Annotated in this window: 13 protein-coding genes; all 13 read right to left on the reverse strand. The window is 48.4% G+C overall.

All coding sequences use genetic code 11. The features are described 5' to 3' along the window. Positions 1 to 41: 41 nt before the first annotated feature. The 13 genes from MK185_10935 to MK185_10995 all read right to left on the reverse strand — a co-directional run bounded on the left by MK185_10935 (position 42) and on the right by MK185_10995 (position 15219). Positions 42 to 1673, reverse strand: coding sequence for a long-chain-fatty-acid--CoA ligase (locus MK185_10935; protein ID MCH2041138.1), 1632 nt, complete (start codon positions 1671 to 1673; stop codon positions 42 to 44). Between the two features lie 146 nt (positions 1674 to 1819). Next, on the reverse strand, positions 1820 to 2317 hold the full coding sequence (locus MK185_10940) for a MarR family transcriptional regulator (GenBank protein ID MCH2041139.1): 498 nt from the start codon (positions 2315 to 2317) through the stop codon (positions 1820 to 1822). Positions 2318 to 2439: 122 nt separating this feature from the next. Continuing rightward, positions 2440 to 3579 carry a porin gene (locus tag MK185_10945; GenBank protein ID MCH2041140.1) on the reverse strand — a complete coding sequence of 380 codons (1140 nt, stop codon included), beginning with the start codon at positions 3577 to 3579 and terminating at the stop codon, positions 2440 to 2442. 65 nt (positions 3580 to 3644) lie between these two features. After that, positions 3645 to 4793, reverse strand: a complete 1149-nt coding sequence (gene choV / locus MK185_10950; protein MCH2041141.1) for a choline ABC transporter ATP-binding protein — start codon at positions 4791 to 4793, stop codon at positions 3645 to 3647. Beyond that, entirely contained in the window at positions 4790 to 5623 is an 834-nt protein-coding gene (choW, locus tag MK185_10955) for a choline ABC transporter permease subunit (GenBank protein ID MCH2041142.1), read from the reverse strand. Before choW ends, choV begins: the two co-directional genes overlap by 4 nt. 126 nt (positions 5624 to 5749) lie before the next feature. Further along, the gene (locus MK185_10960; GenBank protein ID MCH2041143.1) at positions 5750 to 6628 is read right to left on the reverse strand and encodes a choline ABC transporter substrate-binding protein; all 879 of its coding nucleotides are present in this window, start codon (positions 6626 to 6628) and stop codon (positions 5750 to 5752) included. A gap of 95 nt (positions 6629 to 6723) precedes the next feature. Next, positions 6724 to 8427, reverse strand: coding sequence for a choline dehydrogenase (gene betA, locus MK185_10965; GenBank protein ID MCH2041144.1), 1704 nt, complete (start codon positions 8425 to 8427; stop codon positions 6724 to 6726). A 12-nt stretch (positions 8428 to 8439) separates the two neighbouring features. Beyond that, a complete protein-coding gene (gene betB, locus MK185_10970) occupies positions 8440 to 9894 on the reverse strand; it encodes a betaine-aldehyde dehydrogenase (protein MCH2041145.1) in 1455 nt (484 codons plus the stop codon). Next, positions 9891 to 10517: a transcriptional regulator BetI gene (gene betI / locus MK185_10975; protein MCH2041146.1), complete on the reverse strand. Its 627-nt coding sequence runs from the start codon at positions 10515 to 10517 to the stop codon at positions 9891 to 9893. The genes betB and betI overlap by 4 nt, the downstream gene beginning before the upstream one ends. Positions 10518 to 10731: 214 nt before the next feature. Then, positions 10732 to 12018, reverse strand: coding sequence for an HD-GYP domain-containing protein (locus tag MK185_10980; protein MCH2041147.1), 1287 nt, complete (start codon positions 12016 to 12018; stop codon positions 10732 to 10734). A gap of 36 nt (positions 12019 to 12054) precedes the next feature. Beyond that, entirely contained in the window at positions 12055 to 13494 is a 1440-nt protein-coding gene (locus MK185_10985) for an ATP-binding cassette domain-containing protein (protein MCH2041148.1), read from the reverse strand. 16 nt (positions 13495 to 13510) lie between these two features. Further along, the gene (locus tag MK185_10990) at positions 13511 to 13855 is read right to left on the reverse strand and encodes a histidine triad nucleotide-binding protein (GenBank protein MCH2041149.1); all 345 of its coding nucleotides are present in this window, start codon (positions 13853 to 13855) and stop codon (positions 13511 to 13513) included. A 101-nt stretch (positions 13856 to 13956) separates the two neighbouring features. Further along, positions 13957 to 15219: a diguanylate cyclase gene (locus MK185_10995; GenBank protein MCH2041150.1), complete on the reverse strand. Its 1263-nt coding sequence runs from the start codon at positions 15217 to 15219 to the stop codon at positions 13957 to 13959. Between the last annotated feature and the right edge of the window lie 39 nt (positions 15220 to 15258).

The following is a 15258-nucleotide window of genomic DNA, read 5'->3' on the forward strand; positions in this document are numbered from 1 at the left end:
ACCGGCGTTAAACGCCGGTATTTTTTGCAGCACTCATTGCGTCAGACACCTGCTGACTCAAGCAGATAATGCTCGTATTGCTTTCGCAGGGGAACTTTATGTAACTTACCGGTTGCAGTGTGCGGGAGTTCATCTACGAAAACGACAGCATCCGGCGTCCACCACTTAACAATCTTATCTTCCAGATAATCCAGTACGCCCTGTTCATCAATTGATGAGCCTTCATTGCGGATCACCAGCAGAATCGGACGTTCATCCCATTTATCGTGACGTACACCAATAACACAACACTCGGCCAGTTCCGGATGACCGACTGCAACATTCTCCAGATCGATCGAACTGATCCATTCACCACCGGATTTAATAACATCCTTCGACCTGTCCACAATCGTCAGATAGTTTTTATCGTCGATGGTGGCAACATCGCCGGTATCAAACCAGCCATCAATAAAGCTGTCGGCGGCTTCATTTTTATAATAACCGTTAATGATCCATGGACCACGGACCATTAAGCGACCATAGGCAACACCATCTCGTGGCAGTTCATTATTGCTGTCGTCAACAATCTTCATCTCGACACCAAAAACCGGACGACCTTGCTTAGCCTGCAGCTGGTAGCGTTCTTCCAGCGGCATATTATCCATGTGCTTATTGCGTGAGTTCAGTGTACCAATCGGGCTCATTTCAGTCATACCCCAGGCATGAATCAGGAAAGCATCGTGCTTCTCCTGAAATGCGCGAATCATTGAGACCGGCGCTGCCGAACCACCAACAATCACATTTTTTACCGAATCGAGCGTCTTGCCGATACTGTCCATATGATTCAATAGCATCAACCAGACCGTTGGTACACCCAGTAATAAATCTGGCTGCTCAGATTCGATTAATTGCCATAACGATGCGCCATCCATACCCTGACCAGGGAACACCTGCTTAGCGCCGGTAATGGCTGCGGAGTAAGGCGTCCCCCAGGCGTTAACGTGGAACATGGGCACCACCGGCAAAAAACAGGAAGTCGATGCCAGACCCATGACCTCTTTCCCAATCGACGACAGGGCGTGAATGACAGTGGAACGGTGACTATAAACCACGCCTTTCGGGTTACCCGTGGTACCGGATGTATAGCACATTGAGCAGGCACTGCGCTCGTCAAACTCAGGCCATTGATACTGATCCGACTCGCCTGCAATCAGTGTTTCGTAACAATGTGCATTGTTCAGACGCGTGGTGGGCATATGACTTTCGTCACACATCACGATAAAACCCTCAACGCCAGTGATCTGGTCTTTAATGGCTTCCAGCACTGGTACAAAGGTCAGATCAACAAAGATCCAACGATCTTCCGCGTGATTAATAATATAAACCAGTTGCTCTGCAAACAGTCGAGGGTTAATTGTATGCAGCACCGCGCCGGTGCCGGAAATGCCATAATAAAGTTCATAGTGACGGTAATTATTCCAGGCCAGCGTCGCGATCCGGTCGCCCTGATTTATGCCCAAACGGCCAAGCAGGTTGGCGATTTTCCTGGCCCGTTTAGCCGCATCACCCATGGTGTAACGATGAATATCACCTTCACAACGACGACTCACGATTTCGCTGCAGCCGTGGGTACTTTCTGCATGTTCCAGCAAGCTGGAAACCAGCAAAGGACGATCCATAATCTGGCCTAACATAAGATTCTCCTGTCCAACGTTCTTATCTTTATTTTTATCAGGATTTCTACATTAAAAGCCCACACACAAAAAAACAAGCGAGTGCTTGTGTTTTACCGGTACCGCAGGTGTGACAATGCTCGGGCAGAGCCGTCAGGATTATGGAATCAGGTCTGGGGTTTATTCGCCGAATCCACACGATCCAATGCGCCGATATCCAGAACCGGAGCGGCATCGATATGCTGCGCGTCCATCATATAAGCCACGCGTTCCAGTGATGAGAGGATCATAGTTTGCTCCCAATCGTGCAAATCCTGATACTGGCGAATGAAATCATCCTGCAATGGTTTAGGCGCTGCCACCAGTGTGCCAAACGCCTTATCAGTCAGATACACGTGCACTTTACGCTTATCGGTTTTGCTGCGCTCACGGTAGACGTACTCACCACGTTCAAGACGATCGACAATAGTGGTTACAGTCGCCTGCGACAACGACACCTGACGCGCGACTTCACCCACCGTCAGATCGCTGTTATCGCGCAGAGTTTGCAGTACCAGTAGCTGCGGAGAGGTAAGACCAGAGGTTTTACTCAGCTTTTTCGAGTGCAAATCGGTCGCACGAATAATACGGCGTAACGCAACCAATACCTGATCGTATCTTTCCATTCAAATTCCCGGATGTCAGTGAATGCTGTAAAAAGCAGATAATAAACGATTGGCCAGGGATAAAACAAAAATCCCCGCTATTGCGGGGATTTTTATCACTTCTTTATAAAGAAGAATCTGTCTTAGAAGTCCTGACGCAGAGAGATCAGGAAGATCTGTGCATCACCTTCGGTCTTCTTACCAGCGCCATCTTTCGAGCTCAGAGATGCTTGTTCGAACTCAAAGCGAATCTGATTGCTGTCAGACAGCGTGTAAGTCAGTTGAGCGAATACATTTGCATCCATTTGACGCTGGGTGTCCGCATCATCGGAACCGGCACCAAAACCAGCGTGCAGATTTACATTTTCGCTCAGCTGGTAGTCACCACCCAGTACCCACATATCACGACCACTATCGCCTTTAGTGTCACGGTCAGCGATGTAGTAGTTGAAACCTACGTTAGCGACATCAGAAACATCATAACGAGCACCAACGCTGGCTACAGAAGGAGCAGCAACATCGATGTTTGCATCTTTAGCGGCATCTGATTCGCTAACTACAGAAGTTTGATAAGCCGCAGTCAAAGCCAGTTTATCAACATTGGCTTCAACACCAACCGTTACACCCGTGATACCGGAGTCATTACTTTGAACCTGATCATCTTCATCAACAGAATCATCAACCACTCGGCCATCTTCAGCAATATGAGCAGCAATGGTTGCAGTGAATGCATCACCGCTGAACGCACCACCACCGAACGTATAGGCCAGTGTACTGTCGGTACGGAAAGTCTGCGCCATCGATCCCGGCATAACTTCGGTTACATAGTAGTAAGCGCCATAACCGTGTACTTCGCTGTACTGCGCGTTTAAGCCACCGTACATCAACAAATAGTTGTCCTGGGTACCAGCGGTCAGAGTGTGCTGTCCGTTAGAAATGCTTAACCAGCCGTAACGAACGAATGGGTTGGCATTGCCGTCCAGGATACGCGTGCCCAATTCATATTGGTAAGCGGTGGTCAGACCATTCGGTAATGTTGCTTCGCCTTTAACACCCAGACGCGAGTTGTTACCGTCGCTCAGGCTGAAGCCCTTGTCATCTGAATTTCCTGTAGGAGATTCCATCCCCGCAAAAATGTCACTACCACCAACACCATCTGAGTCAGAATAATACTCCAGACCCAAATCAACACGGCCATACAGATCAACTGTTGGTTCCGCGTAAACACTGCTTGCGAACACAGCGGATGATACGGCAATCGCTAATGTACTTTTCTTTAACATGGTCTTCCTCCGGTTAAATATCAGGCGTTTCAACACCTTTTCTAATATCAATCGTTGATGAGCATCTAACCCAGTAGCGAGTGATATAATTCCCTATCGCCTATATATCCGACGATTTTATGATTTTCTTCGATAAATACAGAGTGATCTGTATCGTAACGAATTTCCAACACATCCCGCATTGGAGTATTAACATCTACTATAGTGCCAGCATTTTTCAGCGACGCAATCTCTTGTTCAGCCGTCCAGCGTTGCAGTGCCAAATGCTGGTCTCGGTAAATGGTCGCCTGCTTATCGCCACTTAACCAATAATCATGTCGCTTACTCAAGCGAAAACCCTTGTCACACTGCTCCAGTTCCGACAAAGGCTTCATCAGGTCTCTTGCTAACAAAACGTTCATTGGATTGGTATGAGCAACAAAATCTCTTACATAATCATTAGCTGGATTCATCACAATATCCTGCGGGTTGCTGTGCTGTACGATCTCACCATCCTTCATGATCGCAATATGATTGCCTATTTTCAGCGCCTCATCGAGATCATGAGATACAAACAAAATGGTCTTATTTAGCTTAGCCTGTAACTGTAATAATTCATCCTGTAGCTGGCTGCGAATTAATGGATCCAATGCAGAGAAAGGTTCGTCCATGAGCAAAATGTCCGATTCGGTCGCCAGTGCCCGGGCCAGACCAACACGTTGCTGCATGCCACCCGATAATTGTCCGGGCTTATGATCAGCCCATTCAGATAAACCGACAATTTCAAGCTGGTCCTTAACACGCGACTGCACTTCCTGCTTACTTAAACCCTGAATTTCAAGCGGCATAGCAACATTTTCAGCCACGCTCAACCAGGGCATCAACGCGAACTTCTGAAATACCATCGAGATCGTTTTCATCCGCAACTCACGCTGAGTGTCAGCATCAGCCACCGCGAAGTTCACCATCTGTCCCTGGTATTCGATATTCACTTCGCCACGAGAGATCGGGTTCAAGCCATTAACGCAGCGTAATAGACTGGATTTACCAGAGCCGGATAACCCCATCAGTACACAGATTTCTCCACGCTCTACTTTTAAGGAGGCATTATTGACACCCAGAACCTGTCCCGTTTTATCCAGAATCTGCTCGCGATCACCGCCCCCATCTAATAGTGCAAGCGCAGCGTCTGGCTGGTCACCAAAGACCACATCCAGATTTTTAATCTCAATCATGGAGCCACCTGCTCTTTCTGCTTGAACAGCCGATCTAACAAAATTGCCAGCAGTACAATCGATAGACCGGCTTCAAAACCACTGGCGATGTCCACGGTATTGAGCGCGCGAACAACCGGCTTACCCAAACCATCGGCGCCAACCAAGGCAGCGATCACAACCATCGACAGCGACAACATAATACATTGAGTAATACCTGCAGCGATGCTGCTGGCTGCGGCAGGTAACTCGATACGGAAAAGCAACTGAGCTTTGGTGGCTCCAAACGATTGGCCAGCTTCAATGAGTTCCTTGGGCACTTCGGAGATACCCAGGTACGTCAGACGAATCGGGGCTGCAATAGCAAAGATGATGGTGGAAATCAGCCCCGGAACAACACCCAGACCAAACAGAGTCAGGGTTGGAATCAGATAAACAAAAGTTGGTACCGTTTGCATCAGATCCAACACAGGTCGAAGTGCACTGAATAGCCAGGGATGATGTGCGGCATAAATACCAATGGGTAATCCGAGTAACATACAAAATACGGTGGCATACAAAACCAGAGATAGCGTCTCCATGGTTTCCTGCCAATATCCCAGATTCCAGATCAACAACAAGGAAACTACCGCAAAAATCACCAACGGTATTGAACGGTGCAGCCAAAATGCGGTTGCGGCAATCAAGGTGATGAACGCAGCCGGGTGAAGCCACAGTAACCCGGATGTCAGCAGATCAATCAACCATTCCAGCGAATCGGAAACCACATCAAAAAAACCAGAGGCGTTGTCCACCAGCCAGTCAAAAAATACTTCGGTATAATCCCCAAGAGGGATTTTATAATCTTCCACTCACACGCCCGTTATGATTGAACCAGTCCATCTGTTGTATTTTGTTTTGCCGGAAATACACCCGGCAAAACAAAATGAATGAATGTGCCGTTAATGTATCGGCACAATTGCTTTGAATGCTGACGATCAGTCAGTCAGAGCAACAGCAGATTTCAGGGCATCTGCACCGTCTTTGGTTTTAACGCCTTCCAACCAGCGATTCAGTGTTTCCGGATTTTGTTTGATCCAGGCTTTGGCTGCGGCTTCCGGCTTTTTACCTTCATCCAGAATAGCTGCCATGATTTCGTTTTCAGCCTGCAGTGTGAAAGTCAGATTTTTCAGGAACTGGCCGACATTCGGACACTCGCTGGCGTAGCTTTTGCGAACGTTAGTCGCAACAACAGCGCCACCCAGATTAGGACCAAAGAAGTCGTCACCACCTTCAAGATACGCCAGTTCGAAATTTGCATTCATCGGATGTGGCTCCCAACCCAAGAAAACAATCCACTTATCACGACGAGTCTTACGCTTAACCTGCGACAACATACCGGCTTCACTGGACTCAACCACTTCAAAACCTTTCAGGCCGAAAGCATTCTGATCGATCATATCCTGAATCAGGCGGTTACCATCATTGCCCGGCTCAATACCATAAATTTTGTTATCAAATTTATCAGCATTTTTGGCGATATCGGCGAAGCTTTTAACCCCCGCGTCATACACGTACTTAGGCACAGCCAGTGTGTACTTAGCACCTTCCAGGTTGGTGACCAGGGTTTCAACTGTGCCACGTTCGCGGTAAGGCTTAATATCCGCTTCCATGGTTGGCATCCAGTTACCAAGGAAAACGTCGATGTCTTTATTCTCCAGCGACTTATACGTTACTGGCACCGACAACATCTGAGTTTTTGTGTTGTAACCAATGCTTTCCAGCACAACAGACGCCACTGCCGTCGTTGCAGTAATGTCGGTCCAACCCACATCAGAAAAGCGTACCGTGTCGCATTGACCCGCCTGACCTGCCATTGGCAAAGCCAACAGCGCAGAACACATCAAATGTTTAAGTTTCATACCTTCTTCTCCCTAATTTTTAATGTTGTATCGTTGTTATTGTGAAATCATCAAACCTGACGCTGTGGAGTACCTGAGCGCTGTCGGGTTTGCCATTCCGCATCCATTCCAATTTCTGAAGAACTGGCTGGAAGCACAGAATAATCCGGGTCATGAGCCGCCTTAATCAGATCGGCCGCACGCTCCGCAGTCATAATGGTCGGTGAATTCAGATTGCCGTTGGGGATCGTCGGAAAAATCGACGAATCAACCACTCTCAAACCGGCAATACCATGTACCTGTGTTTCTGAGTTCACCACCGCTAACTCGTCTTCTCCCATTCGGCAGGAACAGGATGGGTGATACGCACTTTCGACATTAGCGCGCACAAATGCATCAATCTGCTCATCAGTTTGTATCTGCTCGCCGGGCTGAATTTCACTATCGCGATATTCATCAAAAGCCGCCTGACCAATAATTTCCCGAGTGCGCCTGACGCAATCACGGAAGCCTTCAATATCATCTTCGTGTTGCAGATAGTTAAACAGAATTTCCGGGGAGTCTTCCGGATTGGCAGAGCGGATATGAACGTGACCGCGGCTCTTGGGTTTGTTGTGGCCAATGTGTACCTGGAAGCCATGGCCATCAAAAGCGGCCTGACCGTCATAACGCATCGCAGCAGGCAAAAAGTGGTATTGCAGATCAGGCCATTCGACACCGGCTTTTGAACGAATAAACCCACAGGATTCGAAATGATTGGTTGCTCCCAGACCCGTCTTGGTGAAAAACCAGCGTGAGCCAATTAGAAACTTACTCCACAAATCGAGCTTGCCATTCAAAGTCACCGGTTGCTTGCACTTAAACTGAAAATAAAATTCCAGATGATCCTGTAAATTTTGACCAACCCCTGGCAACTCGTGTTGTACCTCAACCCCGGCATTCCGCAGCACCTCGGCATTTCCGATGCCTGACAACTGCAGAATATGAGGCGAACCAATAGAGCCAGCGCTGAGAATCACTTCTTTTTCTGCCCGAACCTGATGCAGAGTGTTCTTACGCCTATATTCAACACCCACGGCTTTCAACCCACTTGTGGATCGTTCCAGGATGACTTTATGTACCTGAGCGTGAGTAACGACGGTCAGGTTATTGCGCTTCATCGCAGGGCGCAGATAAGCATTGGCTGTTGACCAGCGCACACCGTTTTTAACCGTCATGTGCATAGCGCCAAACCCTTCCTGCTGTTTGGCGTTATAGTCTTCAGTAAAGTCATAACCGGCCTGTTGTCCCGCCTCAATAAAGGCTTTGTACAGCGGGTTTTTCATCTGATTACCGTTGTTAACCGACAACGGTCCATCTGTATCACGATATGCATTTTTGCCAAAAGCCCAGTCATCGGCTTTTTTAAAATAAGGCAAACAATGCGCGTAATCCCAGTCTTTAGCACCGTGCTGTTGCCATTCATCGAAATCACGAGCATGACCACGAACGTACACCATGCCATTAATCGATGATGAACCACCCAATACTTTACCTCGTGGGCAATGCATGACGCGCTGATCCAGGTAAGGTTCTTCAACGGTGTGATATTGCCAGGCGTATTTTTCCGTGTTCATCGGAATCGATAACGCCGTGGGCATCTGAATAAAGATACTTTTATCGCTTCCACCGGTCTCAATCAGCAACACTGAATGTTGTGGATTTTCAGACAGCCGATTGGCCAATACACAGCCTGCAGAGCCCGCACCCACAATAATAAAATCGTACTTTTGCATGCAGTCTCCTCCTTAAAACGGGCTTTCCAGTGGATTCATACCAACATAAACGGCTTTGAGCTGAGTGTAATGATTCAAGGTTGCTAAACCGTTTTCACGTCCAATACCCGATTGTTTATAGCCACCGACCGGCATTTCTGCCGGTGAGGCGCCATAAGCATTAATCCAGCAGATACCAGCCTCTAACTGATGAATTACCCGATGGGCGCGCCGAATATCATTACTGAAGACCCCTGCAGCCAGGCCATAGTGGGTATCGTTGGCCCGCCGAACCACTTCTTCTTCCGATTCAAATTCCAACACAGACATAACCGGACCGAAAATTTCTTCGTTAACAATGGTCATATCATCGGTGCAGTCGATAAATACGGTTGGCTCAACAAAAAAACCATTGGGGGCAGAGGCAGGCTTAAGAGCGTTCCCGCCACACAACAGTGTCGCCCCTTCAGATTTACCTTTATCAATATAATCGAGTACTAATTGATAGTGTTTGGCAGAGATCAGCGCACCCAGGTTCACCTCAGGATCAAGCGGATCGCCAGCCAGGATATTGCTTTCAGTGCGCTGTTTCAGCTTTTCCAGAAACGCATCTTTGATACCGGATTGCAGAAATACCCGTGTGCCGTTGGTGCAGATTTCGCCCTGGGTGTAGAAATTCCCAAGCATCGCAGCACTGACTGCCTCGTCGATATCGGCATCGTTAAAAACGATCAATGGTGACTTACCGCCCAACTCCATGGTTACTTCCTTCAGCGTACTGGCAGCTGCCGCCATCACACGCTTACCCGTTCCGACTTCGCCCGTGAAAGAGACTTTTTCGATATCAGGGCTATGGGTTAACCACTCCCCGACTTCCCGCGCGCCCTGTACGACGTTAAATACCCCGGCCGGCACACCCGCCTCAACAAAGATTTCCGCCAGCTTGGCAGCCCCCATCGGTGTCTCTTCCGATGGTTTAAAAATCATGGTGTTGCCACACGCCAGTGCCGGGGCCGATTTCCAACAGGCGATCTGCAGTGGATAATTCCAGGCACCAATACCCGCACAGATACCCAAAGGCTCACGACGGGTGTAATAGAAATCACCACCCAAATCTTGTTGATTCCCCTCTATTGAAGGCGCCAGACCGGCAAAAAATTCGATTGAATCGGCACCGGTCAACACGTCAACAACACTCGCCTCCTGCCAGGGTTTGCCGGTATCTAACACTTCCAGTTTGGCCAGTTCATCGTTACGTTCACGCAATAATGCAACGGCTTTATTCAGAATACGGCTACGTTCCATCCCTGCCATTTTCGACCATTCGGCAAAACCTTGTTTCGCACTGGCGATCGCCTGTTGCTGAATGTAGTCGTCAGCAATTTCTACCTGGTAAATAATCTCGGACGTCGCCGGGTTTACCACATCAAATGTTTCGCCACTCTGGTTACTCAGGTACTGGCCATGGATAAAGTTCTTCAGTGTCATTCAGTGGTTTCCTGATCATGCTGAGCAATCAGCTGATCAATAAAAGATTTACAATAACGCTCTGCATCGACGAAAGAGTGTTCCGGTTTCGGGTCCAGGGTGCTGCGCAACCAGAATCCATCGATCATTGCAGCAGACATTTCGGCGGCTTCGACGGCTGCAGTTTTGTCGGCAATCAGACGTCGGAAAGAGTGCAATAAATTACTGCGCAAACGACGGCTGTTAACCTGCTGCAAACGGGATAGTTCAGGAGAGTGAGCGGCTTCGGCCCAGAAGCACAACCAGGTAGAGGCTGCGGAAGAAGACTGCTGGAAACTGGCAAAATTCGTTTCCACTATTTTATACAACCGGCTTTTCGCCTGTTGCTGCGGACAATCCATTGATTCAATGCGATCAATGTTTTCCAACAACCCCTGCTGTAATTGCTCCAGCAGGTGTCGGACGGCAGACTCAATAAGAACCTGCTTACTACCAAAATGGTGATTGATCAGGCCCACAGAAATATTGGCGATACCGCTGATGGTTTTTATCGTCGTTCCCGACAATCCATACAGCTCTATCGATTTTAGTGTGGCCTTGATCAGTTCATCACGCCTTTGGCTCTGAGGTTTAGTACGACTCATAGGCTTGATTGAATATTCATTTAAATTCAAGACTAAACAATTGAACTCTAAATATCAACACAGCCGTCAGTTAGTTCAGGAATAGCCCGCCAAAGGTGGCCATCTGAATAAGTGTCTGTAAAAAACGATTAGAGGTCTAACGAGTTGTATAAAAAGACGGGGATCGCACCCAGTTCAGGGCGCGATGAACAACAAGGTCTGTGCTTAGCCTAGCTTAGCGATCGATGCCGTAGTCGAAACCTTTAATACGTAACCCTTTGCTGATGTAGTCGTTAACGTGAACACCAAAACTACCGCTGCGGAAAACGCCAGCCGGTTTATAAAACTCACCCTGGGCGTCCTGAGGTGCGTTAGCAAGGTTGATGATCCGCTCCGGCTGAGGTTCTTTGTCTGGCCCCAACACCATGATGGCTTTGGGTTTCAGTGAATAGCCAGCGTCGGCCGACAAAATAATGCCGACCTCGCCGTTGGACATTTCGATCAGATATCCAGGCGGGTAAAGCCCAATCATAGCAATGAATTTACGGGCAATTTCCTCATCGAACTGGGTACCGATGTTGCGATGAATAATTTTCAGTGAATCTATCGACGACATGCCTTTCTTATAGCAGCGATCACTGGTCATCGCATCATACGCATCAGCGACCGTCACGATCCGGGTAAACATGGATAATTTGGTTGAATCCACACCGCGCGGATAACCTTTGCCATCCAGCCGTTCATGATGGCTGTATGCCACATCAACCGCTCCCGGATAAATATCCGAGCGCCCCATCAGTAACTGCCGGGCGTAAACAGTATGCCGTGCCATCTCCTCGAACTCTTCAGGATCGAGACTGGCGGGTTTATTGAGAATCTCTGGCGGTACTTTCATCTTGCCGATGTCGTGCATCAAACCGCAGATGCCGAGATTTTCCAGCTCGTAAGGCGCAAGATCCATTTCTCTGCCCAACGCAATGGATAACAGACAAACATTGACTGAATGCTCAGCGGTATATTCATCCTGATGTTTTAAACGAGTCAGCCAAAGAATGGCATTAGGATTATGAAGGACACGATCGACACAATCTTTTACGGCTATTTTGGCACCATCCATACTCATCGCCTGGCCAAGGTAGGCGGTGTTTAGCAGGTATTTAATCTGTTGTTTGGTTGCTTCATAAGTCCGGCTTGCCTGGGCCAGTTGTTGAGCAACATCCTGCTTTTCAACGTATTGAGTGGTTAACCGTCGCTCGCCTGGCTTATGGCCTTCGTAGCCAATCCATTCCTCCTCAAGCACATCGACATATACAAATTCACAGACATCCTGAACCATCCTGATGTCTTCAGCGGTTTGTAAAACAAACCCCTGAAACAAAAAGGGAGACTCAATCCATGGCCGGTCCAGCTCAATGATGTGCATCCCTATCGTTAATTCCGACACATCCAGGCGCTTGCGCGTGTGTCTTTTATTGATCTGAAATTTGCGACCATTACGCGTGGTTGTAATGGAACCTATCAAACTAATACCTTTAAAGTTGTGGTTATTATTATCTGTTTATTGGCTTAAAGGAAGCGAATACATGTCAATGCAGCTGCTGCTGCCGTTTTGTTTAAACTGCAACCGTCTGGATATCTCCACCGGTATCTCATCGGCTAAATGCGTCACATAAAGCAAGGTAATGTTTTGCTGTTTTGCCAGCTTGCGGATAAACGCCAATACCAGCTGACGACTTGGATCATCCAACCCCAGGCAAGGTTCATCCAGAATCAATAACGGCGGTTGCTTAATCAGCGCCCGGGCGATCAACACCAGCCGCTGCTCACCGTACGACAAGTGTTGCAAACTTTGGTTCGCTTTATCAGCCAGCCCAATCATCTCCAGCCATTGCAGTGCCAGCTGCTTGTCGTCATCGCCACTGGCCTGATACAGGCCAATGCTGTCGTACAGCCCGGATATCACCGTAGTCAGTACGTTGGTGCTGGCGCGGTATTCCCATTGCAGTGAGGCGGATACAATTCCGATGTGCTTTTTGATATCCCAGATGGTTTCACCAGACCCACGCTGCATACCAAACAGCTTGAGATTATTGCGGTAACACTGCGGATTATCGCCGGTTATAAGCTGCAATAAGCTGGTTTTCCCACACCCATTGGGACCCTCAACAGCCCAATGCTGGCCAGGCTGTATCCGCCAGTTCAGTCCTGAGAACAACAGTCGGTCGGTGTAACGAATCGATACATCCAACATATCAACCAAAGGTTCACCCGGTTCCAGGTCATATTCATAAACCATCGACGGGAAAGCTGGCAGCTCGCGATCAAAGTGCAATAAGCCTGAGACCTCCGGTTGTTTCAGCACTTCATGTTTTTGGCCCTGATACAACATTTTACCATCGTGCATAAATACCACATGGCTGATCCATGCTGGCAATTCATCCAGACGATTCGCCACCCAGACAATTGCCTGGCCATCAGCTTGAAGCTTCTCCAGCTCCTGAGACAAAGCGCAACGACTTTGACGATCGAGCCCTTCGAACGGCTCATCGAGAATCAATAAATCCGCTTGCTGTCGCAAACTGCGTATCCACAGTACTTTGCGACTTTCACCGGTCGACAGAGATCGAAAACCCTGATCAAGCAGATAACGAACGTTCAACACGTCAATCCAATGCTCTACCGTATCCAGAGGCTCTAATAATTCTCTGACGGAAGTCCCTTGCTCAATGCAGTCATTCAGATCGCTCTGATCGAGCTTCCGCTCGTGATCAATTTGAGCCGCCTGAGCTTCCAGAGAAACATAAGCAACAGAACCCGGAGGGTTCTCGACAGAACCGTGACTGAGCCGCAGCTCATCTGCAAATAAGCAGGACAATGCGGTTTTTCCACTGCCGTTTGTACCCGTAATCGCCCAGGACTCTCCAGACTGGATCTGCCAGTGGTCAAAGCTCAGATGGCGACCGTCGTGCAAGTGAGCAAGAATTTCAGAAAACAACATTCAGGGAGACCTGTAACTAGCCCGGGGGCCAGCTCAGAGAACGTCCTCCAATGACGTGTAAATGAAGATGAAAAACGCTTTGCCCGGCATCTGCGCCATTATTTATAACTAAACGAAACTTGTCGCCCAGGCCCTGCTGGTCTGCCACTTTATTAGCGACCAGCATCAGATGACCTAACAGCGCTTCATCTTCTTCCTCTGCATCGCACAACCGCGGGATAGGTTTGCGTGGAATAACGAGAATATGCATCGGTGCCGCGGGGTACAAATCGCGAAATGCCAGACACAGATCGTCCTCATAAACGATGTTGGCGTCCATCTCACCACGGGCTATTTTTCCGAATATAGTATCTTCTGACATTTTATGAACCTCTGTTAAGGCATCGGCGAGGGGCCACACAATAGGAAAAAACATCATGCATTACAATATGTTATTGGCGCGCAAGCGCCACATACGTCGACTCAATCGGCGAGGTCATCACCAACAACCAGATTGCGGCCTGCCTCTTTAGCGCGATACAGATTATCGTCCGCCGTTGCGATCATCTGATCGAGGCTGCCACGCCCATCCTGGGATGTACACACACCAATACTGACGCTTAAGCGCAGGAAGTCATCCGGAATATCAAAAATCTGCTCTGCGATGCCCTGTCTCAAACCATCCATCAGGCTACAGGCTTTTTCAGCATCCAAACCGGGCAGCAAAATGGAAAACTCTTCTCCGCCGGTTCTGGCCACCAGAAAACGTCCTAATCCGCGTCGCAAAGTCTCTCCGATTTGCTGCAGCACCATATCACCGGCAATGTGACTGTAATCGTCGTTAATCTTTTTAAAGAAATCGATATCCAGCATCGCCATACTGACAACACGCCCTTCCACGGCACTTTTGGCCAAATGCTGTTCAGCTTCTTCTGTGAAGTAACGACGATTATAAAGGCCGGTCAGGTAATCACGGGTCGCCTGATACTGCAGTCGTTGAAGACTTTCGAGTGCTTCAACGTTGTTAGTTACCCGACAAAAGAACTCCTCTTGCTCAAACGGTTTTGGCAAGAAATCGTTCGCACCGTTTTTAATAAATTTCACCGATAACGAATGATCCCCCTGCCCCGACAGACCAATCACCGCGATATGACGTCGCTCAAACTGCTGGCGAATGGCCTGCACCAGCTCAAACCCATCCAACCGTGGCATATGATAATCGGTGATCACTAACTGAATACTCTCTTGCTGACGCAGTATTTCAAGCGCCTGCAAACCATCCTCCGCTTCATGAACCCGGTATTGATGTAAATTCAGCAATTGCACGATAAATTTACGGAAAGCACGCGAGTCCTCAACCACCAATACATCAACCTGACGGTTCTTATACACACGATGCAGCATCTGAATAGCGTATTGGTAGGAAAAACGGGTTTCTTTAATCACGTAGTCAGCCACACCTTTGCGTAGCAAAGTTTCCCGGGTGTCGCCGTCGCTGGTGCCGGTCAGTACAACGACCGGTAAACCCTCTTCCAGCAGGTAATCCACCAGCTGACCATCGGGTGCGTCCGGCAGTGCCAGATCAATCAAACCCGCGACCACTTCGTCTTTGTGTTCCAGATACAATGCCTTTGCCTGCGCCATGGAACTGGCAAACAAGACGTCAAATGGCAATTCCTGCTTCGCAATATGCTTGAGGATCTTAAGAATAACGCTACTGTCTTCAACGATCAGAAACTTTGGCATGTGCTGTCCATCTTTACTTATCTGTATAACAGTGTAGAA

The organism is Saccharospirillaceae bacterium, from assembly GCA_022448365.1.
Taxonomy (GTDB): domain Bacteria; phylum Pseudomonadota; class Gammaproteobacteria; order Pseudomonadales; family Oceanobacteraceae; genus Bacterioplanoides.